At 58.0% G+C, this 20,221-nt stretch carries 21 protein-coding genes; 6 read left to right on the forward strand and 15 right to left on the reverse strand.

Going from position 1 to position 20,221, the window contains the following annotated elements; genetic code table 11:
* Window positions 1–102: 102 nt before the first annotated feature.
* Window positions 103–975: a LysR family transcriptional regulator gene (locus tag HB376_RS39570; RefSeq protein WP_213769132.1), complete on the reverse strand. Its 873-nt coding sequence runs from the start codon at window positions 973–975 to the stop codon at window positions 103–105.
* A 112-nt stretch (window positions 976–1,087) separates the two neighbouring features.
* Between HB376_RS39570 and HB376_RS39575 the strand changes: the two genes are divergently transcribed.
* Window positions 1,088–2,485 carry an MFS transporter gene (locus tag HB376_RS39575; RefSeq protein WP_255631863.1) on the forward strand — a complete coding sequence of 466 codons (1,398 nt, stop codon included), beginning with the start codon at window positions 1,088–1,090 and terminating at the stop codon, window positions 2,483–2,485.
* 174 nt (window positions 2,486–2,659) lie between these two features.
* On the opposite strand, the gene HB376_RS39580 is transcribed toward HB376_RS39575, so the two are convergent.
* The 6 genes from HB376_RS39580 to HB376_RS39605 all read right to left on the reverse strand — a co-directional run bounded on the left by HB376_RS39580 (window position 2,660) and on the right by HB376_RS39605 (window position 7,751).
* Window positions 2,660–3,106, reverse strand: a complete 447-nt coding sequence (locus HB376_RS39580) for a GNAT family N-acetyltransferase (RefSeq protein ID WP_213769134.1) — start codon at window positions 3,104–3,106, stop codon at window positions 2,660–2,662.
* 293 nt (window positions 3,107–3,399) lie between these two features.
* Window positions 3,400–3,789, reverse strand: coding sequence for a hypothetical protein (locus HB376_RS39585; protein ID WP_213769135.1), 390 nt, complete (start codon window positions 3,787–3,789; stop codon window positions 3,400–3,402).
* A 144-nt stretch (window positions 3,790–3,933) separates the two neighbouring features.
* Window positions 3,934–4,938, reverse strand: a complete 1,005-nt coding sequence (locus HB376_RS39590) for an alpha/beta hydrolase (RefSeq protein ID WP_213769136.1) — start codon at window positions 4,936–4,938, stop codon at window positions 3,934–3,936.
* Between the two features lie 287 nt (window positions 4,939–5,225).
* Entirely contained in the window at window positions 5,226–5,630 is a 405-nt protein-coding gene (locus HB376_RS39595; protein ID WP_255631865.1) for a hypothetical protein, read from the reverse strand.
* Between the two features lie 66 nt (window positions 5,631–5,696).
* Entirely contained in the window at window positions 5,697–7,175 is a 1,479-nt protein-coding gene (locus HB376_RS39600) for a carotenoid oxygenase family protein (RefSeq protein ID WP_213769137.1), read from the reverse strand.
* Window positions 7,176–7,193: 18 nt separating this feature from the next.
* Entirely contained in the window at window positions 7,194–7,751 is a 558-nt protein-coding gene (locus HB376_RS39605; protein WP_213769138.1) for a hypothetical protein, read from the reverse strand.
* Between the two features lie 120 nt (window positions 7,752–7,871).
* Between HB376_RS39605 and HB376_RS39610 the strand changes: the two genes are divergently transcribed.
* Entirely contained in the window at window positions 7,872–8,558 is a 687-nt protein-coding gene (locus tag HB376_RS39610) for a TetR/AcrR family transcriptional regulator (RefSeq protein ID WP_213769139.1), read from the forward strand.
* 150 nt (window positions 8,559–8,708) lie between these two features.
* Here the strand turns inward: HB376_RS39610 and HB376_RS39615 are convergent, their stop codons facing one another.
* Entirely contained in the window at window positions 8,709–9,335 is a 627-nt protein-coding gene (locus tag HB376_RS39615) for a tyrosine-type recombinase/integrase (protein WP_213769140.1), read from the reverse strand.
* A gap of 233 nt (window positions 9,336–9,568) precedes the next feature.
* Between HB376_RS39615 and HB376_RS39620 the strand changes: the two genes are divergently transcribed.
* Complete coding sequence (locus HB376_RS39620) at window positions 9,569–10,540, forward strand: alpha/beta fold hydrolase (protein WP_213769141.1); 972 nt, start codon at window positions 9,569–9,571, stop codon at window positions 10,538–10,540.
* A 127-nt stretch (window positions 10,541–10,667) separates the two neighbouring features.
* Here HB376_RS39620 and HB376_RS41845 read toward each other — a convergent pair whose 3' ends face one another.
* The 7 genes from HB376_RS41845 to HB376_RS39645 all read right to left on the reverse strand — a co-directional run bounded on the left by HB376_RS41845 (window position 10,668) and on the right by HB376_RS39645 (window position 16,904).
* Window positions 10,668–11,117, reverse strand: a complete 450-nt coding sequence (locus HB376_RS41845; protein WP_346730671.1) for an exodeoxyribonuclease III — start codon at window positions 11,115–11,117, stop codon at window positions 10,668–10,670.
* Window positions 11,110–11,478, reverse strand: a complete 369-nt coding sequence (locus tag HB376_RS41850) for an exodeoxyribonuclease III (protein ID WP_346730672.1) — start codon at window positions 11,476–11,478, stop codon at window positions 11,110–11,112. Before HB376_RS41850 ends, HB376_RS41845 begins: the two co-directional genes overlap by 8 nt.
* A 61-nt stretch (window positions 11,479–11,539) precedes the next feature.
* Window positions 11,540–11,965 (reverse strand): hypothetical protein, encoded by a 426-nt coding sequence (locus tag HB376_RS39630; RefSeq protein WP_213769142.1) that lies wholly within the window; start codon window positions 11,963–11,965, stop codon window positions 11,540–11,542.
* A 23-nt stretch (window positions 11,966–11,988) separates the two neighbouring features.
* On the reverse strand, window positions 11,989–13,959 hold the full coding sequence (ligD, locus tag HB376_RS39635) for a DNA ligase D (RefSeq protein ID WP_346730673.1): 1,971 nt from the start codon (window positions 13,957–13,959) through the stop codon (window positions 11,989–11,991).
* 368 nt (window positions 13,960–14,327) lie between these two features.
* The gene (locus tag HB376_RS41590) at window positions 14,328–14,543 is read right to left on the reverse strand and encodes a hypothetical protein (RefSeq protein ID WP_346730674.1); all 216 of its coding nucleotides are present in this window, start codon (window positions 14,541–14,543) and stop codon (window positions 14,328–14,330) included.
* A gap of 326 nt (window positions 14,544–14,869) precedes the next feature.
* Window positions 14,870–15,598, reverse strand: coding sequence for a hypothetical protein (locus HB376_RS39640; protein ID WP_213769144.1), 729 nt, complete (start codon window positions 15,596–15,598; stop codon window positions 14,870–14,872).
* A gap of 511 nt (window positions 15,599–16,109) precedes the next feature.
* Window positions 16,110–16,904 (reverse strand): SDR family NAD(P)-dependent oxidoreductase, encoded by a 795-nt coding sequence (locus HB376_RS39645; RefSeq protein ID WP_031356643.1) that lies wholly within the window; start codon window positions 16,902–16,904, stop codon window positions 16,110–16,112.
* Between the two features lie 103 nt (window positions 16,905–17,007).
* Between HB376_RS39645 and HB376_RS39650 the strand changes: the two genes are divergently transcribed.
* The 3 genes from HB376_RS39650 to HB376_RS39660 all read left to right on the forward strand — a co-directional run bounded on the left by HB376_RS39650 (window position 17,008) and on the right by HB376_RS39660 (window position 19,973).
* Window positions 17,008–17,898 (forward strand): LysR substrate-binding domain-containing protein, encoded by an 891-nt coding sequence (locus HB376_RS39650; RefSeq protein ID WP_213769148.1) that lies wholly within the window; start codon window positions 17,008–17,010, stop codon window positions 17,896–17,898.
* A gap of 85 nt (window positions 17,899–17,983) precedes the next feature.
* Entirely contained in the window at window positions 17,984–18,319 is a 336-nt protein-coding gene (locus HB376_RS39655; RefSeq protein ID WP_213769145.1) for a GNAT family protein, read from the forward strand.
* A 427-nt stretch (window positions 18,320–18,746) separates the two neighbouring features.
* The gene (locus HB376_RS39660; RefSeq protein ID WP_213769146.1) at window positions 18,747–19,973 is read left to right on the forward strand and encodes an MFS transporter; all 1,227 of its coding nucleotides are present in this window, start codon (window positions 18,747–18,749) and stop codon (window positions 19,971–19,973) included.
* Window positions 19,974–20,221 lie beyond the last annotated feature (248 nt).

Genomic DNA, 20,221 nt, shown 5'->3' on the forward strand with positions numbered 1-20,221 from the left:
AGAACAGACGTTCAGCGACACGAATTAGATCGTCCCGGCGTAGGATATCCGCGATGGCCAACTATTTCGTTGAGCGCAAATGGTGCCGCATACATTCGTTTTCTAACTACTTATCGTGAAGGCGGGATTTCCCCTCACGATCTTCAGCAGGAAGTCCATGACGACCCGTACTTGAGGCGAATGACGCAGGTCCTTATGCACGGCCATCCAGATATCCCGCGAAAACTTTTCACCGTCGTAGGCGACGCGCTGCAGCTTCGCATCGGCATCTGCCAGAAAGCGCGGCAGGCCACCTATGCCGGCACCTGCTTGAGTTGCCGCCAGATGACCATTGATATCGCTGATTTCGCATGCGATGGGTCTCCCCGCTGCAACGCTCATCAACCACTTCTGCTGTGGCATATCCGCAAATTCGGCATCGTAGGCAATGAATTCCCACGCAGACGGATTGTGCAGCTGCGGATAGTCCTTGCTTGCATAAAGGTCGAACGACATACGCCCTAATTTGCGTACCACGCTGGTGGCTTCCTCGGACCGAACCAGTCTCAGCGCGATATCGGCTTCCCTTCGGCTAAGCGAGACCCGCTGCGCCTGGGCAGAAATCGATAGCTGTACGCCGGGATGTGCAAGCCGGAAATCCGCGAGATGTCGCGCCAGAAAATTCGCCACCAGCACCGGCGGTGCACTGAGCGTGACCTTGCCGCTCAATGGAGAACGGCTCGCGTCCAGGAATCGCTCGATTGCATATGCGTCCTCTTCCATTGCCTGCGCCAGCTCGAACGCCCGCTGGCCTGTCGCGGTGAGCTTGCAGGCCCTCGGGAAGCGTTCGATCAGGCGCGTCTTGATTTCGTCCTCGAGTGCGCTCAGGCGTCGGCTCACCGTCGCGTGATCGACCTTCAGGCTGCGAGCGGCCCCCGACAATGTGCCGATGCGGGCGACAGCCAGGAAATGACGCATGTTTTCCCAATCGAACATCTGTGCATTTTCTCCAGGATGGTTTGCAACTATGGGGAATATTCGCACAAAGCGAATATGCCTAACATCGGCAATTGTTCAGTCGAGAAGGTTTATTGCCATGAGCACGTCCATGAGCCGCGATCAACGCGGCACCCTCGCCGCAGCAGGATTAGGCTTTGTTGTTGTTTTGCTCGATGTCAGCGTTGTCAATGTCGCGCTGGATGCCTTGCGGGGTCGCTTCGCCACAGATGTGACCGGCCTGCAATGGGTTGTCAATGCGTACACGTTGGCGTTCGCGTCGCTGCTTCTTACCACTGGCGCTTTAGGCGACCGTTTTGGCGCCAGGCGCATCTTCACTGCGGGATTTGCCGTCTTTACTGCGGCATCGATCGCATGCGGGATAGCCAGTTCATTGCCGCTTCTTGTGGCTGCGCGCGCCGTACAGGGCGTAGGTGCCGCGCTACTGGTGCCCAATTCGCTGGCCATGCTGCGCCAGGCGTTCCCTGATACCGCGCAAAGAAGCCGCGCTGTGGGCTGGTGGGGCGCTGCGGGAGGTATTGCACTTGCCGCGGGACCGGTGTTGGGAGGGCTGCTGGTGACTCATGTGGGTTGGCGCAGCATTTTCCTGATCAACCTGCCGATCGGCATTGCCGGCGTGGTGCTTACGCTTCGTTATGCAGCCGACGCCGCACCGCCGCGTAGCCGAGGCATTGATCTTCCCGGCCAACTGGCGGCGATCGTGGCGTTGGTCGCTTTGACCGTGTGTCTCACCGAAGCGGGCCGGTTTGGATGGCATCATCCGCTGGTCTATGGCGCGCTGCTGCTTTCGGTTGCTGCGACTGCCGTGTTTCTCTGGCTGGAGTTGCGCAGCGCGGAGCCGATGCTGCCCTTGTCGCTGTTTCGGACGGCTACATTTTCGGTGGCGTCGGCGGCCGGCGTTATCGTTAATTTTGCGTACTACGGTTTGATCTTTGTTTTTAGCCTGTTCTTTCAAATAGAGCAGCAACTGTCGGCGCAATGGACCGGCCTCGCGTTCTTACCGATGACCGTTGTTCTGATGGGCGTGAACATCCTGGCCGGTCGGCTGCTCAACCGGATCGGGGCGAAGAAACTGATGATTGCCGGCATGGTGATTGCTGCGTCGGGTTATCTGCTGCTGTTGCCGGTCAGCATAAACGGCTCGTACTGGATGCTGGTCGTGCCGATGCTTCTTGCCGCGAGCGGCATTGCCGTGATGGTGCCGACCATGACGAACGTCACGCTGTCATCGGTAGACGCCTCCCGCTCTGGTATTGCGTCGGGAATACTGAACTCCGCGAGGCAGGTAGGCGGCATGCTGGGGGTCGCGGTGTTCGGGTTTTTTGTGCACGATACCCGTGCTGATGCGTTTATGCAGGGCATGCATCTTTCCCTTCTGACCGCTGCGGCACTTCTGCTCGGTGGCAGTGTGATGTGCCTGTGCGGAATCAGAACGCCACGGTCCGCGAACATTGAGACCGCCCCCAAGATTCTGGCCTCTGAGAGATAACGCCGGAGTCTTCATGTGTGTGCAAGCCCGCGTCGATTGCAATGACCTGTGTAGAGCTGCAAGCGGGCACTTTGGACTTCAAGCTGACCGGCCGCAGCAGTTGGCCGACGCCGGTCCAACGAGGCCGGCTCAGATCGACCCGGAACGGTCGATTGATGTCAGCCGCTGCGCGGGTTACCGTCCTGGCCTTGCGATAAATGCGAGCTTCTCATGTCCGTCAAATCCCGCCGATTCATAAAACTGCACAGTTGCTTTATCCTTTCTTCCCGTTAGCAACATGACTTTATAGCAGCCAGCCAACCAGCTCGATGTCAATGTCTCTCGAAGCACTGCTTTGCCGTAGCCGTTCCCGCGATGAGCGCTATGAGTCACCATGTTCTCCAAGACGCCGTAAGGCCTGCAACCACGTGTGAGATTTGGTATGACAGTCAGGGCACAGCTAGAAACGAGGTCGCCAGCCACAAATCCACCGAACAGGGTATGGCGAGGGTTCGCCATAAGCTCGTTCCAGACTGAGCGAATAGCCGATTCATCTGGGAGCGCTTCATCCGCTGAGTGCAGGTGACGATAGAGAAGGAGCAGTTGATCAAGCTCGGTCGGGGAAATGGCGCGTACTTGCAATTCAACATTCTCCTTCTTTCGAGAAGCAATTTTGCTTTATGCTGGGCCGAGTTATCGATAGCCCGAAACCGCTGGACCTCTGCCGGTCAATATCCCCATGACGGCGCGGGGCTTCCCAAACGATGACCGTAGCGTGGGGCCAGCGGTCCAGATAGCTGACATTTGGCCGTACGGTCTGGATTGAAACGATTTACGCGCGGTTGTCAAAGGTCCGTTCCTGGCCGACTGTTATCCTTCGATGGAACTCTTCGGCCCGGTGCGACTCCGCAGCTGTGCGCCAGGCGGATCAAAGCCTACTCGGCGTCGATTGCCCGTCTCATGTTGGGGTCGAAATGATTCCGATACCAGTTAGCCATTCCCTGCATCTGGCTGGTCCCGGGCGGTTCCTTCCCTGCGCCAACAAGTTCGATGCATGCCGCAGTCACAGCGATCAGAATCCTTGCCGACTCCGGGACATACGGGCTGTCAAGGCCTTCTTCATGCCGCTGTCGAATCACTGCGTAGCGCACGTTCTCGGGTAAAGTCCAAGCGCTCACCAAAAAATCTTGAACGCTCACTTGCTGCCCATTAACCGCGACGGTGCGTCCTCGATGTTGTTCAGCATAGCCCGCTAACTCCAACGCCTCGCAACTGTCGATCGCGGCATTCAACACATCACGTACCAACTTCCAATCGGTTTCCATACGACCTCGTTCTTCGGAGATGTCATCGATATGAGAACGTGCGCCCTCGGGGCCTGCCCAAACCAAAGGGATTGTCGACGATCCGGAAGGTGTCGTCGAGCGTCGGCTTTTGGCCGAGAAGAGGCGACGCCCGGAACTCCTCCGTCATATGTCGCCTGCGAAGAACTGCAGGAGTTTCGCTGCCAGCTCCGTTGGCGCTTCCTCCGCCATATGGTGCCCGCTTTCTATGGAGCCGCCCTCAAGGTCCGTCGTCCACGGCCTCCAGATGGCCAGGACGTCACCGTAAAGCTCTTCGAGGTCGTCCTTCGTGGACCAGAGGCACAGAGTTGGACATTGCACTCGGCGACCTGCCGATCGGTCCTCTTCATCGTGTTGTCGATCGATTGACAGACCAGCTCTGTAGTCTTCCACCATCCCGTGCACGGTGGCTGGGTCGGTTACAGCCAGCCGGAAATCTTCAAATTCTTCTCGGCCCATGCTTTCCGGGGAACCACCGTACCACGCAAGAGGGTTGGCCAGGATTGAACGCTCTGGCTTTTCAGCTTGTGCGAAAAAAAACCAGTGATACCACCGCCTCGCAAAAACTTCGTTACAGCGTAAGAGATGTTCGAGGATGGGAATGCTATCAAGTACCGCTAAGCGACTGATAATCTCCGGATGATCCAGGGCCGCTCTCAGAGCGACGTAGCTGCCGCGGTCGTGTCCCGTGACAGCAAACCTTTTGAAGCCCAGATGCCGCATCAACTCAATGCAATCTAACGCCTTTGCGCGCTTTGAGGAACCCGAATGATCGTGTGTATCCAGTGGCTTGGATGATTTTCCAAAGCCTCGCAGGTCAGGGCAAACAACAAAAAAGTGCTCGGCCAAGATGGGCGCAACTCGCGACCAGGTCACGTGCGTTCGCGGATGGCCGTGCAAGAGAAGCAATGGCGAACCCGCTCCGCCAAAGCGTACGCGGAGCATCGCTTCGCTCACTTCGATATTTTTTTCCTCAAAGCCATCGAACATTGCTTTCCCTTTTTTCCGACGATTCTTCGAAAGGACGGCCCTGCTCACCGCACGCCGATTGTCGACGATCCAGACGCCAATGTCGAATGGCTGAAAGTGGCCGAACCCGATCCGACGTTGAACTGGCGGATCGGTCGTCATTGATCGGTCCGCGTCGAGCAGAAGTCAACCCGTTGCAGACTTTCGCGTCGCTAGCGGTCAGCGACTGCCTTGAAGCTGAAGCGGTCGTTCGTTCCTGCCGCGATGTCAGTAGGCCGTCGGAAACTGCGGTCCGGATTTCGCATATTGAAGTGTCGATATGGCTTGAGGCCGTTGCGACAGGCTGTCTTAAGCCGGACGTATCCTGCCGTTCCCAGCGGTGCTTTCGAGGCATAAAGACTGCCGAACACGACCGGAAAGGTAAGGCATGTTAAAGACTCTCTACCGATTTACGTGTACAGGCTGGCGCTTTGCCCGCTTCTCTCCCGGCCCCAGATCTCGTCATCCGTGAGGGTCGTCTCGACAAACTCGATCGGCATGCCCGCATTGTCGATCACCGCGACGCGATATCCGTCGATCGGTTCGTACGGGCCGAGCAGTACGATGTGACCTTCGATCGCCGCGCTCAGGTCATTGACCTTGTATGCCACATGTGGCTGTTCTCGAAGTAGCGGATGTAGCGGCGAGCCGGGTTCATACCGATGCCACTGTACCGGTACGGGGCCACTCAGGTCATCCGTCGTGTACATCTTTACTTTCGCGGCATATCGTTCCCCGGGCCGCCGCTCCGTAGTGGGGATGCCGATATGGTGCAACGTATAGGTCACACCCTCACGGCGCATTGTTGTGGTCATCGCCAATTCCCTCGCAAGTAAGTCGCGCCCTTCGCTGTGCATAGTGTTCAAAAGAGCAAGCCCGGTTCAGGCCAATGACGCAGGAATCCACGCTCCATGCAGCCCGGCCGGCACGCGTCGTGGCAGTTCGATCACGGCGAGCGGTTCGCGATCGAGCTGCCGCGCGTCGAGAATCACGAAACGTCCGGCGCTGCTACCCAGTTCATGTACGAACGTCACGATGAACCCGTCCTCTTCGCGCCGGCCGTGCGGGTCAGCAACAAACACCGGTTCAGAAACCGTCAAGCCCGGCGCGAACTGGTGCACGGTCTTGCTGCCGGTGACGAGATCGTAGCGTGCGATTGCCTCGAACGCACCGATCTGCGGCTTCTCGCCGGGCCGCGGCATGCGCAACCCTACGTATCCGTACCGCGCGCGTTGTCCAAGATACGCGTCGTTGACCCGTCCGAACTCGCACGGCTGATCGTCGATCGCCTGGTCGTGCACGACGCCTCGGGCGATGTCGATTACCAGCCGGTGAAGCTCCAGCCGTCTCGAATGACCCGTCAAAGAGAAACAGTCATACCACGGCAGGACAGCTTCGATCCGGTCGCCGTCCGCGAATGCATTGATCGTATGCCAGTGGAAGAACGGCGGTGCATCGATCCAGCGGATCTGCTCCGGGTGCAGCGCGTCCCGCGGTATCAGCGCGACTTTCACGCCGCGCTCCGGCTCCCACGATCCCGGAGGGCCCTGCCGCGACCAGTCGAAGACGAACGGACAGACGAACACGACCAGATACTTGTGGGTCAGCGCGACGTCATGCACGATGGCCGCCCACGGCGCCTGGAAAGGAACGACGCGGTCGATCTGTCCGGACCGGTTCGCCCGCACGTAAGTCAACATGCCGCTGCTCAGCTCGTATGAGACCGACAGCAGTTCGCCGGTGAGCGGATCGGTCTTCGGATGCGCGGACATCACGCCAGGCAATTTGCCCTGGTAATCGAACCGACCCAACGTGCCGATGCCACTATCAAGCTCATACGGCTTGCCACCCTCGTACAGCGCCAGATACCGGCCGCCATGATGAACGATGTTCGTATTCGCGAGATTCGGGTGCGGTGGCGGACTGAACGTCGAGTTGTAGAGCCGATGTCCGGCCCGTTGTTCCGCACACAACTCATCAGTCGCGACCCACCGGTTTCGATATCGCGCACGTCCGTCCTGAAGGAATATCGCGTGGATCATGCCAGTGCCGTCGAACGGATACGCATAGCGCGCATCGGGTTCAAAGCGCGGATTCGGCCCGTTGCGCATGAACACGCCATTCAGGCCAGCGGGAATCTCGCCCTGAACCTGCAGGTCGGCGTCGTCGCGCTCATCGAATACCGGCTCGAATGCGCCGCTTAGCGCCGGATTGTTGCTGCGCCAGGGTGTACCGACGGGCGGTTCGCCTCCCGCATCGGAGGTTGCTGCGAACGCTGGCGATGTCCCAGGACTTCCGGCGGCCATCATGCCGACCCCGACCGAGAGGAACGCACGCCGGCTCAGCCTATCTTTTGTCATGTCCCATTTTCTCGTTACTTAACGGCCCGGGACGACGTTACGTTCCCGCTCTGGATACCAGCCCGTGAACTTAACCGCGCCCACCAGCGCCAACACCGTCGCGACGATCGAGACTGAACGGGGCAACGCGGGCAAATAGGTCAGCGCGATATCAGCGATCACCATGACGGCGAACGCCGCGGCCCATGCAGCCGTAATCACGTAGTTGGTCCGCACGAACGCCGGGTTCTCCCATAGATCGGATGACACCTCTTCGCGGGCGTATTGCAGCGTGAAGGGACGGCGCATCACGATCGACGCGAGGACGATCAGCAGCAGACCGGTGTCCACACGCAGGCGGACTGCTGCAATCGACCATTCCGTCGCGCCTGGCAACAGCGCGATAACCGTCAATCCTCCGAACAGAATGAAAGTGCCGATTTCGAGCACCTTTACCTTCCGCGTGGGGCTCACCATGTCTCGCAACAGCAGTAGCGCGGATACGATTGCGCCGGCTGCGAGGCCCGCCGGCACGCCAATTGTGCGCTCAATAACCACGAGCGCCAGGAACGGCGCAAAGGCTAGCAGAATTCCCATGTCAACCTCCTTTGAATCACAATCAGTGATGATGTCAGTTAATGTTTCCGATGGAAAGATTTTGACTGGACACGAAAAATCCGTCAACATATTTTTACACTGGAAACATTTAAAAGCTGAATGACTGAATCAACCGCTTCCCGCGCCGCCCCGGCTCGCGCCCGTCCTCGCCGTGCCGACAAGGCAGGTCCATATCATCACGGTTCGCTCCCCAAAGCCCTGTTGCAAGCGGCCGAAACCGTACTGAAACGTGGCGGGCTGCGTGGGCTGACCCTTCGCGCGATTGCCCGGGAGGCCGGCGTGTCCCACACGGCCCCTCAACACCATTTCGGCGATACCGCAGGAGTGCTGAGCGAACTGGCGGCTGCCGGACACAGACGGCTTGCCAACGAGATGGAGGAACAGGCACGGAGCGCGGCGCCAGGCAAGCCGAGGCGCAAGGCGACCGCGCACGGCTATATCGACTTTGCGATCGGACATCCGGACCTCTTCAGGCTAATGTCGCGCAACGAACTGCTGGATTCCGAGCGGCCATCGCTCGTCGAAGCGCGGCAGATCTCTGCGCGTGCGCTCGCAGGTGTATTCGACGCGGCGACGAAACCTCAACAGGAAGCAGGACCATTCGCCGGAATCGGCACCGCGCAGGCGATCGCCATTACCGCTGCGTGGGCCTACGTACACGGACTCGCGACCGTGCTGGTCGACCACCGGCTGGATAGCGTGGCACGCGCGGCACCGGACTTCGGCGATGCGCGCGCGCTGGTGGAAGCGGCCATCGACAGCATGAAGATGGTCCCGGATGCCTGAAACCGGAGGGCACCCGGTAGTCCGGAAGCGTCGGAATGTCTGCAGGTAACGTCCGTTACCTGAGCGAAGCGGTCGCAGGAATGTCCAGTAGCGCCAACGGACAAACGACCCATCATGGCCGACAAGCGCACGCTCGCCGGCCGCCGGCTATCAAACTTCAGTCTGCTCGGCCATTTCGAGTGCATCGTCTACCTCGATCCCAAGGTATCTCACGGTGCTTTCAATTTTTGTATGGCCCAACAGCAATTGGACGGCGCGCAGGTTCTTGGTGCGTCGGTAGATCAACGACGCTTTCGTGCGTCGCATCGTGTGCGTACCATACGCGGTGTCGTCGAGTCCGATCGATGCGACCCAACGATGAACGATGCGCGCATATTGGCGCGTCGATACGTGTGCCGAGGCGTGCAGCCGACTCGGAAATAAATAGTCGGTAGGCTCCAATCCTCGCGCGGAAATCCAGGCAGAAACACTTTGACGAGTCTGCTCCGTGATTTCAAACTGCACCGGTCTATGCGTTTTTTGCTGCATGAAAGTCGCGCGAGCTAAGACATGGCCTCCCATGTAGACGTCCTGCACCTGCAGTCGCGTCAGATCGCATGCCCGAAGCTTGCTGTCAATTGCAAGGTTGAACAGCGCCAACTCACGGGCGTTAACCGACATCTGGAGCCTCGTCCGAATTGCCCAGATCTCACGGAGTTTCAACGGCGGCTTCTGAACAGTCAGCCTTCCTTTGTTCCAAGGCACTCGGCGCGCATCCGAGGAATTAAGCGTTTCCATGACAACCTCCTCTTCAATGAAGGGAGATTGATTTTGCGCCTTGGGAAATGGTCGCTGTTCGACCCACTTCGGCCCTTCGATGCTTCCGGAAGAAGACATTGGAGATCGGACGAGAGCGTTAGTTTCTTCCCGCCCAGCGCGCTCGGTGAGGAGGTCAAGCTTGCGTCCGCAGTCACTCATGTAAAATCGAGGCTAAATTCGGGGCGTGCTGCATTGATAAAACGGGAAGAAAAATGGTCCGTTCCAGCTTTCTCTTCGCTGCCTTAAGTCTCGGGACCTCACTGGCGCATGCCGCCGGTTTTCAATTCATTGAGATTCCGGGCAACGGGTCACTTCAGCCTCTAAAAGGTGCTGTTTGGTATCCGTGCAATCAACTGCCCCGCAAGGAGAGGTTGGGCCCATCCGTGCTGTTTGTTGCCAAGGATTGTCCAGTCACGGGCGATAAACTATCGCTTGTCGTTATATCCCATGGTAGAGGCGGCAGTTTTCTCGACCATAGTGACACGGCCGAGGCATTAGCAAATGCGGGTTTTGTGGTCGCTGCTATAAACCATCCCGGTGACAATGCGATGGATAAGACCCGCACCGATGATTTCTCGGTATTCGTTGAGCGACCGGTGGATATCAAGCGTTTGATCGACTTCATGCTTGGCTCATGGACCGCCGCAGCCAGGATCGACGCGAGCGAAATCGGGATCTTTGGTTTTTCGCGCGGTGGTTACACTGGGCTGGTCGCCGCCGGCGCTAACCCTTATTTTGTGAAGAGTCTCCCTTTGTGTGACGGGGTTGATACTCCGCTCTGCGATCAGGTGCGCAAGGGAGAGCTCCCCGAACTCGACCATGACCCGCGTATCAAAGCGGCTGTCATTGCCGATCCCGTCAGCGTGTTCTTCACAAAAGACAGCTTTTCCAATGTGAAGATACCGATGCAACTGTGGAGATCCGAGTTTGGCGGGGGCGGCGTGACTCCAGAAAGCGTCTCGAACATCATCGGCGACATACCGACGATCCCGGATGTTCACTTCGTGCCCAATTCTCAGCATTTTTCCTTCATGGCGCCCTGTTCGGCTGAATTGATGCAATCCGCACCCGAAATCTGTAACGATGGACCGGACTTCGACCGTACCTCTTTTCACCAAAAATTCAACGCTGAAGTGACCACGTTTTTCCATAAGCACCTGACAGATTCCAGTAACGCTAAGTAGAACACGTTCTGTGCGGCCGTAGTGATTGCGGCGTCAGATGCAAATTGTCAGCGATTTGAGTGCCGATGCCGATCGGCCGTAATTGGCCGCACTCAGCCGTTGGCAGCCGGCACAACGCGGGCCGCACTCACACTCCAGCCAATTTCGACTTTTTCCCCGACGAGATTTCGATCCAAGTCGGGCCATGGTCGCTCGTGTTCGGCAGGTCCCTGACCCAACTGTCGACCTCGGCAGCGGTAAGGCGAGGGACAAGCGCAGGGCTTACCAAGAGATGATCGATACGCAGTCCAAAAACCTTGCCACGGTGCCGCCTGAGATAGTCCCAGTATGTGTAGATACGTTCGTCGCCGTGCATGGCCCGCAGAGCGTCCGTCCACCCCTGATCGACAAGACGCCTGAAGCATTCTCGGCTCTCAGGTTGCAGCAGGGCATTGTCGCGCCAGGAGCGCGGGTTGTAGATGTCGTTGTCCGTTGGCACGACGTTGTAGTCGCCTGCGAGAACGACGGGGTGCCCACTCTCGATGAGGACCTGAGCGTATTCGATCAGCCGCTCGAACCACGCAAGTTTGTTAGTCAAACTTGGGGCCGGGCCGCGGGTTGCCGTTCGGGAGGTAGAGACATCCAACGAGGATGCCGGAGATTGCAGCCTCGATGTAGCGGCTTTGTTTGTCGGCCCGATCTCCTGGCAAGCCGCGCCGACTTTCCATCGGATCGGTGTCCTTGGCAAGGATGGCCACGCCATTCCACGCGCTTTGCCCGTGCCAGATCGCGCCATATCCCGCGTCATTGATCGCTCCGATCGGAAACGACGAGTCGATGGCCTTCAGTTCCTGCAGGCAAACAACGTCGGGCGATGCCTTCTCCAGCCACGCGAGAAGCGCTGGCAGGCGTGAGCGAATGCCGTTTATGTTGAACGTCGCTATTTTGAGGTTCGGCACGCCGTATGTCTCCATTGCTCGCGTCGATTGCCGATGCCGTTCGGTCCGAACTAATTGCGCCTCAGTGGGTAAGCGTTGGCCATGCGGCAACGCCTGCTTCAAGGTCTGGCTCAGGGACCACGTCCAAGCCCTCTCCGAACCACGGGACCAACTCGCGGCGCTCAGCTACGTAGCTGTCCCAGCCGCTCTGGTGACCGCTGAACAGGTCGTGCTGTACGAGGTTGGCCAGTAATGGCCGGTTCAGTTGCTCCTCAAGTAGCGCCTTCGGCCACAGGAAGAAAGCGCTCGCCGCTCGCCTGGCGAATTCGTGAGGCGTCGTTTCGGCGTCAACCATACGCAAGATCGAGAAACTCATCAGGGACTCTTCCTGTCCGGCGGCTTCGCCGACGGTGTTAAACCGGTTGGCGCACTTCATCACGCACGCTGTCGCTTCCAGCACGTCGCCCAAGTGCAGCAGCAGGGCGCGTCTTTCGATACCGTCATCCATCTCCTCTCCTTCAGCTTTCGACACTATTTCAGTCCGATCGCCCGCCGCATGGCGGCTGTCAAACCCTGTCTGCATCGCCAGTATCCCTGCCACGGATCCTCGCCCAATGATCGCTGACGCTGCACAGCGGAGTGAATCGTCCATTGGTCGGCCGCTTTAATCTCTCGAAGCTCTTCCCACGCAACCGGCATGGATACGCCCATGCCCGAACGCGCCCGCGCCGAGAACGCTGCCACCGTGCTTGCGCCCTTGCCGTTGCGGAGATAGTCGATGAAGATCTTTCCGACCCGGTTTTTGGGACCCAGCACTGCCGAGAACCGGTCCGGCATCACTCTCGCCATATGCCGCGCGATGCCCTGAGAAAAAGCTTTCACTTCATCCCAGCCCTGACGGCGGGTGAGGGGGATGACGATGTGATATCCCTTTCCACCACTGGTCTTAAGGAAGCTTTTCAGGCCCACTTCGTCCAGCAACACCTTCGCCAGTTCGGCGGCTTCGGTCATCATTCGCCACGAGAGGCTCGGATCTGGGTCTAGATCCAGCACGAACCGGTCAGGATGCTCTAGATCCGGCTGCACGGCGTTCCACGTGTGCAATTCGATGACGTTCATCTGTGCGAGCCCCACGAGCGCTTCGTGAGCGTCGACGGCGAGCAATGGCGGATGTTTCGGGTGCAGGGCCGTAGGCAGCTTCGTGATCCCGGGGATGCGCATTCTTTCTTCATGCTTCTGGAAAAAAAGTTCGCCTTGGATGCCGTTGGGCGCGCGCACGAGCGATACCGGTCGATCCTGCAGATATGGCAATGCCCATACCGCGATCTCGTCGTAGTATCGGACCAGGTCGATCTTCTTGAGTCCGGTGACCGCGTCAATCACGCGCTCAGCGTTGGAGATCTTCTGCCCAGACAGCGTGACATTTCCCCGGCGTCCCGGCTGAACGCGCGTCGAACCCGTTTCAGCCTCGATGGGTTCGCCGTTCTCGACGTCGACCATCGGCTCCTCCGTGACGGCCGCCGCTGGTTTGTCGTCGCGCATCCCGTGAAAAACGGGATGCCTAACCTCGCCGTTTGGCGTCCATTCGAGAAACGATAGTTCTGCGACGAGTCGGGGCTCGAGCCAAACGTAGTCTCGGTCTTTATCCGCAGCCGGAGGGTTGTAAAAGGCGCTCGCCTTGCGTACGAGAGCCTTCGCCTTTTTCTCGAGCGCGGATATCTGTGACGGGCGGAGGTTTTGCTTCGCGGTACCGGCAAATCTGAACGAGCCGTCGGGTTCGTACACCCCCAGCAGCAACGCGCGAATGCCTGTCTTAGCGCCGCGCAAGCGGCTGAACCCGCCGATCACAAATTCCTGCCGTAGAAGGCATTTCAGCTTGATCCAATCCGCCGAGCGGCCGGAACGATAGCGCGCATCGGCGCGCTTGCCGATGATGCCCTCCAGTTTCATCTTGCATGCAGACGCGACAAGGGAATCGGGGTCCTGCGCGAAGTCTTCTGAATATCGCAACGCCTCGGTGTGGACCTCGCCCATTAACTCGGCTAAAAGCGCACGGCGAGCCTTGAGCGGCTGATCGCGGAGGTCTGTCCCGTTGAGATACAGCAGGTCGAAGAAGAACAATATGATTTTCGAAGTACTGCGCCGGTCAAACGCATTCTGGAGCGCGTTGAAGTCCGGCAGTCCGGCAGCGTCCAATACAACGGCCTCGCCATCGAGCCACACGTCATCAACGGGAAGGGTCTCAAGTGCGGCGCGCAACGTCGGCATCCGGCCGGACCAGTCATGCCCGTTACGCGTGAATAGTTGCGCGGCGCCGTGATCCAAGCGAGCGAGCATCCGATAACCGTCGAACTTGATTTCGTAAGACCATTCCCCATCAGAAGGAGGGCGATTCACAAGTGTTGCGAGCTGCGGCTCAATGAGCGAAGGCATTGCGCCGGCGAGATCGTCAGCGGCGCGACGGGTTGTTTTCTTCCCTTTGTTACCCCATCGCCCGGCCATGGCGATTAGTCGCCATGGCCGGTTTCGTTCGGCGGGTCGTCCAACCACGCGACGAGCTCCGGACGTAACGAATAGTGTGGGTCGGCAAACCAACGGGCCAGATGCTCGTGCGCGTCGCCGTAAAAGTCATGATCCAATTCGAAACGACCGTCTAAGCCCGGGGGGATCGGCGCACAGGTGAACACCCATGGCGCGGTCGCGATCCCAGTAGATGACCGTATGCTCGGTGATGTCCGCTGTCGTGCCTCGCGATCTGTCTCGAAGCAAGACGTCAAACCGATCTCTGACGTGATCCAAATCCATGTCCATGGGAACCTCCAAGCGCCGGCGACGTGTTCGAAGAGCGCCCACCTCACTGCACGGCGACCTCAGTCTTTACTGCCCAATTCTCCATGCTTGTGGGAATGCGTGGCCGCGTGCATGAGTTCATAATGCGCACCCCTTCCGCTGCGCGTCGGCGGAAAGTGCTCGCCCTCGACACACGTGACCTCGAACCCGCTTGCTGCGTCCCCTTCCTTAATCACCCTGTAGATGCCAGATGTCTTGACGGTTTCCCCCGGGCTTGTGAATGTCGGCCATGTCACCTCCGTTCAATAGGATGTCCTATCGCTCAGCAAGCGTCGTGCCGATGTGCCAGCGATCTGAGCTGTGCCGATGCAAAAAAACAAGCAATCATGCAGCGCGAAGCTGTTCCTGCACCGCCTCCACGAACTGCCGTCGCGGCGTTATCGTCGTTGTCTGAGAGCATCAGAATCCGCTGGCGTTGGCGTTCGGAAAAATCCGGATCCTGAGTGCGCCCCGATGAATGCGGCCGCGCGACGCCAGACGAAGAACTCGACCAGTTTCGCCTATCAACTCGAGCAGTGGGAGTCGGGCTCTGGATGCTCCCCGTCAGCGGTCGTCGTTCTATTCACTGCATCTGCGACCGCAACTGATCCAAATACCTTTTGATTTCGTCCCGCGACATTTCCGGTTCAGCTAACTTCGCTTCGATCAGGGCATTCACGTGCTCATCGGTTTGCGACGCGAGCATGGCGAGTTCGCCCCACTTGAAAACGCGAATTGCCGTGTCATTGTCGGAAAACCGTTTGTGCACGATCAGGTGCGAGCGCGCAGTCGCCTGAGAATAGCCATCGCGCCGAAAGACCTCGAACGCAAGCGTTGCCGCCTTCCTTCGGACAGCGACCGTGTCCCCATAGCGCTCGACTTGCTGCGCAATGACGGCGTCGTACGCGTGACGCATCCAGCCCGCGGTTTCCATCATCTGTTGAACTGCCGTTAAAACATTTTTTTGTCTAGGGGAGGGAGCTTCATCGGCCCATTGCGGAAGCTCTTCCGTTGCAGTAAGCCCAAACGCGGCGGCATCAGCGTGGACCTCCTCGAACTGTTCGAAAATCGTAGCCTCGATATACGCATGGTCTTTCGCGTCTACCGACCGCCAGCGTCCTCGAAACCGTTCTTGAATGACGGGTACCTTTTTTATCGCGCAGTCGATGACGATGCGCAAAGGAATATCGGGCTCCCCCGGCCACGGCGAATGCCACGAACCGGACAGATAAGGAGTTGAACATTTGCTAGGCAAGTTTTCTCCGGTTTTGATTGCACTGAAAATGATCTGATTACAGATCGAAGTCATCATACTTCGCGCTCAGCCGAGTCAAGTCAGCCATGAACAACGGCCCCGATCTTGTGACCGTGGCTATTCTGTGAGAAATTCCGAGCGACTTCATTCAATCACGAGGTGCAGGAGAGCGGAATTAGTTAGACTGGGCGCCCTAAAAAATCAAGGACTTGCCAACGAATTCGGTCACGCGCCAGATGCCGCGGAACCGAATAAATTAGACTTGCGGGATTTGTGACGCGAACTTGTTGGACTTGCTGGAGTGTGAGTGTGGCCCGCGTTGCGCCGGTTGCCAAAGGATGAGTGCGGCCAGTAGCGGACCATCGACCCTAAGGCGAGGATCGTCGACAATCGTGTCACCATAGACCAAACGGTCGGCGCGATTAGGGCAACTCTGGGCGGCTATTTTTGAGTGGAAATACTCGTACGATTGCAGGCACATTCAACTTGGGCAATCGTCTACTCCGGGAAGGAACCGATGGTTTGGCCCTTCCCGAGGCCGCGTTGAGCGAGTGAACAAGCGGGCGCCCTATGCAATTGTCCGAACGACACCGCCGTCAACACGCAATGAAGTGCCTGTTGTCGCCGACGCCTGCTCCGAGCAGACATAGACGACTAGGTTTGCGACTTCTTCGGTTGTCGCGAAGCGATTGAGGAGCGTGGTCGGGCGATTCGTTTTCAGGAACTGCTGCTCGGCTTCCTCACGCGTAATGCCTTGCGCATCTGCGTTCGCCTGCGCCCAGCCACCCATGATCTCCGAATTCGTCGGACCAGGGAGAACCGAATTAACGGTGACCCCCGTTCCGCCGACCACCTCGGCCAAGCCCCTCGCAATGGCGAGCTGAGCGGTCTTGGTCGTGGCGTAGTCGATCATGTCCTTGGGGATGGCAAGCGCGGACTCGCTACTGATGAAGACGACGCGCCCCCAGCCGCGCTTCGTCATGTTTGGCACATAGTGGCGGGAGGCGCGAATACCGCTCATCACATTAAGTTCGAAGAGATCGATCCACTCGCTGTCCTCAATTTCGAAGAAGGACTTTGGACGTCCAGTACCCACATTGTTGACGAGAATGTCCGCATCCGGCGCCTGCGCGAACAAGTCCGCCGCGCCTTTCGGGGTCGCAAGATCTGCGATGACGCCGGTAAACTCCGCCTTTGGCAAGAGTTCGCGAAGCTCCCGAAGCGCCGTGGAGACGCGCTTCTCTGTGCGGCCGTTGATCACGACCGCGGCGCCTGCGCGCCCCAGCCCTTCTGCAATAGCTCGGCCGATACCTGCTGTAGACCCAGTAACGACGGCCTTGCGGCCAGTGAGATCAATATTCATGACACCATTCCTTCAGCTGTCGAGAGAGCTGCATTGTGAGTGATGTCGGAACCGATGATAATAGCTTAATTTGCCATAATATTAATTCCCAGGGGGAATGGAAGTGGATCGATTCCACGAATTAAACGCCTTCATAGCCGTGGTTGAAGCCGGCGGTTTTACAGCTGCCGGGCATCGAACCGGCGATTCACAGTCGGCAATCAGTAAGGCTATCGGCGCGCTCGAGAGGCGCCTCGGCGTGGTGTTATTTAACCGAAGTACGCGCCGCGTGACCCTGACGGATCAGGGGCAGAGATACTACGATCGGGCAAAACCGCTGCTTGACGAGATGGATGACGCCGACAGCGAGCTGACCAGCAGTACGCATAATGTCTCGGGTTTGATCAGGATTGCTGCATCAGGTACTTTTGGCCGTCTTCATATTTTGCCGCTTATTCCCGACCTGCTATCACTCAATCCTGGCCTTCAGGTGGATCTCATTCTCTCGGACTTCGTGCGAGATATGGTGGAAGATGGGATTGATCTGGCGATCCGAGTGGGGCCCGTGAACGATCCTGACGCGATCGTCAGGCGCGTGGCCAGCACTCCTCTCGTCTGCGTCGGATCCCGTCGCTACTTCGAGCAACGCGGAATGCCAAAGACTCCTGTCGAGCTCGTTGATCACAATTGCCTTTTATATCGCGGCTTGACGGAGTCAACGCATTGGCCTTTTGTAGGGCCAGAAGGTCGATTTAGCGTGTCCGTGCGCGGAAATCTCACGTCCAACAGTATCGAAACGATCCGGGCTGGTGTTCTAGCCGGTGTGGGAATCGGCCTGTTTGCGAAGATCTCTCTTGCCGATGATCTCCGACATCCGGACGTCATCACCGTTCTCGACGAATTTATAGGCGACGCCAGAGACATAAGCCTCATCTGGCCAAGACGCCGGTTTGTACCGGCTCGTGTGCGACAAGTCACCGATTTTTTCGCAGAGGCTATACCGCGGCGTATTTAGTTGTCCGAACTTAGGAAAATTGGTCAACGATGGCGGAGGGGGCCTTCGGATCAGTCAAGTGGACTTCCTATTGATCGCGCGAGCCATGAAAGCTCAAGAAGCAGAGCACGAACCGTTTGCCGGCAAGATGTGCCTTATTGGTACCTGCGGACTCGCCATCAATGGGGCCTTCCGGTCGGCGAGCATCGGTTTCGACTGGGAGAGACGCTTTTGGGGACAAGGTCTCATGCGCAAAGCTCTTAGCTCAATTGTCGACCATGCCTACGATCGCTGGGATATCAATCGAATTCAGGCAACGACCAATCTCGACAACCACGCGTCTATAGGGCTTCTGCGCAGCTTGGGATTTATAGAGGAAGGCATCATGCGACAGTGGGGTACTGGAAAGACGCATTTCACGACGTTCGTCTTTTTTCCTTGATCAGGCTGAACGACCCTCTATCCCACAGCGTAGGTTCTGGCGCTTGATCAACGATCCGGGCGGTTGTCCGCGACCGTCCGCTATCGAGAAAATCGACGGTCCCTTCAGGGTCGAAAAGCGCCGATCGCCGTCAGGCAGGGTCCGGCCAGAAACCCGACATTCGAACGACGACCACGGATCGTTGACAATGCGTAGCTTACGCGCGATGGAGGCAACCAATGTCCTCGATCAAAGAGCCCGACATTGCCAAGGTACAAGCGGCTCGGGTATGCAGCATTGCGACTGCGCGTATCTATGATACGTTGCCGTATCCGACCTGAGGATTTACTACGTTCAAGATTAGGTGCTGAGAAACTTTGGTTGGCCAGCTTACGGCGCACCCCTTCTGAATCAGCGTAGGTTGCGATTCAATCACGACCGACATTTCATGCTCGTACTCAAACCGCTTTCTCGTCGTCCTATCGCGCTGCTGTGGACCGGTCAGATGATGGCCGCTACAGGATCCGAGTTTTACATGATCGCGGTGGTCTGGATCGCGGTGGGAATGGTTGGGCGTGATGCTGGCTACCTGTCGGCCGTACAGGCAGCAGGCCTATTGGCCGGGAGCCTGTTTGGCGGCGTTGTAACTGACCGGTGGCGGCACGGGGCGACCATGATCGCGGCGGACCTCACGCGTATGCTCCTCGTTTTGATGCTTTCGCTAGTGGGGCTTTTCGGCGCGCTGACACCGCCTCTGCTGACTATCACGGCCACTTGCGTTGCGCTTGTCACCGCCGTTTTTGATCCGGCTTTGCAGGCAACGTTACCCGTAATAGCACCAGAGCCTGGAATGCGTCACGCTACAAATGCATTATTCGATGCAACGCGAAGAACAGCGCGCATCCTAGGTCCAAGCCTCGTTGCGCTGGTGAATGGCATTTTGCCGACCGGCCAGTTTTTCATCGTTACCGCTGTAACCTTCCTGCCGTCCGCGATGGCCGTCCGCGCGGTAACCGGCAAGCTCGATGTCAACCGCCAACAGAGCCTTTCGGGAACGGCAGCAATCGTTGATAGCCTTATAGGCGGTGTTCGTGCAGTGCGCGGCCATGTCATTCTGGTGTATGGCCTCTTCGCCAATATGATTGGCAACATCACGTGGGCGATGGGCGTACTGCTGGGAATGATGCTTTATCTGCGGCAGGTCAGTCATGATCCACTAACAGACTACAGCCTGATGATGATGGCCTATGGCATAGGCAACCTTTCGTCCAATCTGATTCTCGCCAGTTTCAAGGTAAGGCGCCCCGGCTTGTGGCTCGTCGCTTCAAAGATAATTTTCGGGCTGGGTGTGATTCTGTTACCGATCGCGCATGACCGACCCTTGATCATGTTGATCGCTGGATTTGCTGCAATCAATGGCCCGTTCGAAAATCTTGCTATGTTGCACATCATACAGAGTGAATTCCCGTCCCACCGGGTATCACAAATCTACCGGTTGCAGATGTGTGCGGTATTCACTGGGCTGCTACTTGCCTATCTCGCTGCCCCCGGCCTGTTTGGCTGGTTCGGTTATGCGCCGGTCATCGTTGCGTCGGGCGTGTGTACTCTTGCCGCTGGCATCGTAGGGATAGGCTTGATCGCACATCGCACCCGCATGCTGGAGGAAGCGAACTAGCCGCTCTAAGCGCGGTGTTGTGCCAAAGGAACCTGGCGTTTGTAGCGGTCGAAAGAAATGGCGAACATCGGGCGTCTGTCTGCTATCGAGAAAACTGAATAGCTGTTACGGGTCGACTTCTGCCTGACGCGGACCGATCAATGGAGGCCCACTCCGCGCGCTCGACGTCGGATCGGGTTCGGCCAGGGGCAGCCCATCCGCGATTCACATTCGAATGGTGGTTGCCAGAAGACGACGAGACACTCCAG

Origin of the sequence: Caballeronia sp. dw_19 (assembly GCF_018449515.1) — a bacterium.
Taxonomy (GTDB): Bacteria; Pseudomonadota; Gammaproteobacteria; order Burkholderiales; family Burkholderiaceae; genus Caballeronia.

What these genes read in the sequence shown, in the direction of transcription:
- HB376_RS39570 (WP_213769132.1), bottom strand. Translation starts at nt 975, where the DNA reads ATGTTCGATTGGGAAAACATGCGTCATTTCCTGGCTGTCGCCCGCATC.
- HB376_RS39575 (WP_255631863.1), top strand. Translation starts at nt 1,088, where the DNA reads ATGAGCCGCGATCAACGCGGCACCCTCGCCGCAGCAGGATTAGGCTTT.
- HB376_RS39585 (WP_213769135.1), bottom strand. Translation starts at nt 3,789, where the DNA reads ATGGAAACCGATTGGAAGTTGGTACGTGATGTGTTGAATGCCGCGATC.
- HB376_RS39590 (WP_213769136.1), bottom strand. Translation starts at nt 4,938, where the DNA reads ATGACGACCGATCCGCCAGTTCAACGTCGGATCGGGTTCGGCCACTTT.
- HB376_RS39595 (WP_255631865.1), bottom strand. Translation starts at nt 5,630, where the DNA reads ATGACCACAACAATGCGCCGTGAGGGTGTGACCTATACGTTGCACCAT.
- HB376_RS39600 (WP_213769137.1), bottom strand. Translation starts at nt 7,175, where the DNA reads ATGACAAAAGATAGGCTGAGCCGGCGTGCGTTCCTCTCGGTCGGGGTC.
- HB376_RS39605 (WP_213769138.1), bottom strand. Translation starts at nt 7,751, where the DNA reads ATGGGAATTCTGCTAGCCTTTGCGCCGTTCCTGGCGCTCGTGGTTATT.
- HB376_RS39610 (WP_213769139.1), top strand. Translation starts at nt 7,872, where the DNA reads ATGACTGAATCAACCGCTTCCCGCGCCGCCCCGGCTCGCGCCCGTCCT.
- HB376_RS39615 (WP_213769140.1), bottom strand. Translation starts at nt 9,335, where the DNA reads ATGGAAACGCTTAATTCCTCGGATGCGCGCCGAGTGCCTTGGAACAAA.
- HB376_RS39620 (WP_213769141.1), top strand. Translation starts at nt 9,569, where the DNA reads ATGGTCCGTTCCAGCTTTCTCTTCGCTGCCTTAAGTCTCGGGACCTCA.
- HB376_RS39630 (WP_213769142.1), bottom strand. Translation starts at nt 11,965, where the DNA reads ATGGATGACGGTATCGAAAGACGCGCCCTGCTGCTGCACTTGGGCGAC.
- ligD (WP_346730673.1), bottom strand. Translation starts at nt 13,959, where the DNA reads ATGGCCGGGCGATGGGGTAACAAAGGGAAGAAAACAACCCGTCGCGCC.
- HB376_RS39640 (WP_213769144.1), bottom strand. Translation starts at nt 15,598, where the DNA reads ATGATGACTTCGATCTGTAATCAGATCATTTTCAGTGCAATCAAAACC.
- HB376_RS39645 (WP_031356643.1), bottom strand. Translation starts at nt 16,904, where the DNA reads ATGAATATTGATCTCACTGGCCGCAAGGCCGTCGTTACTGGGTCTACA.
- HB376_RS39655 (WP_213769145.1), top strand. Translation starts at nt 17,984, where the DNA reads ATGAAAGCTCAAGAAGCAGAGCACGAACCGTTTGCCGGCAAGATGTGC.
- HB376_RS39660 (WP_213769146.1), top strand. Translation starts at nt 18,747, where the DNA reads ATGCTCGTACTCAAACCGCTTTCTCGTCGTCCTATCGCGCTGCTGTGG.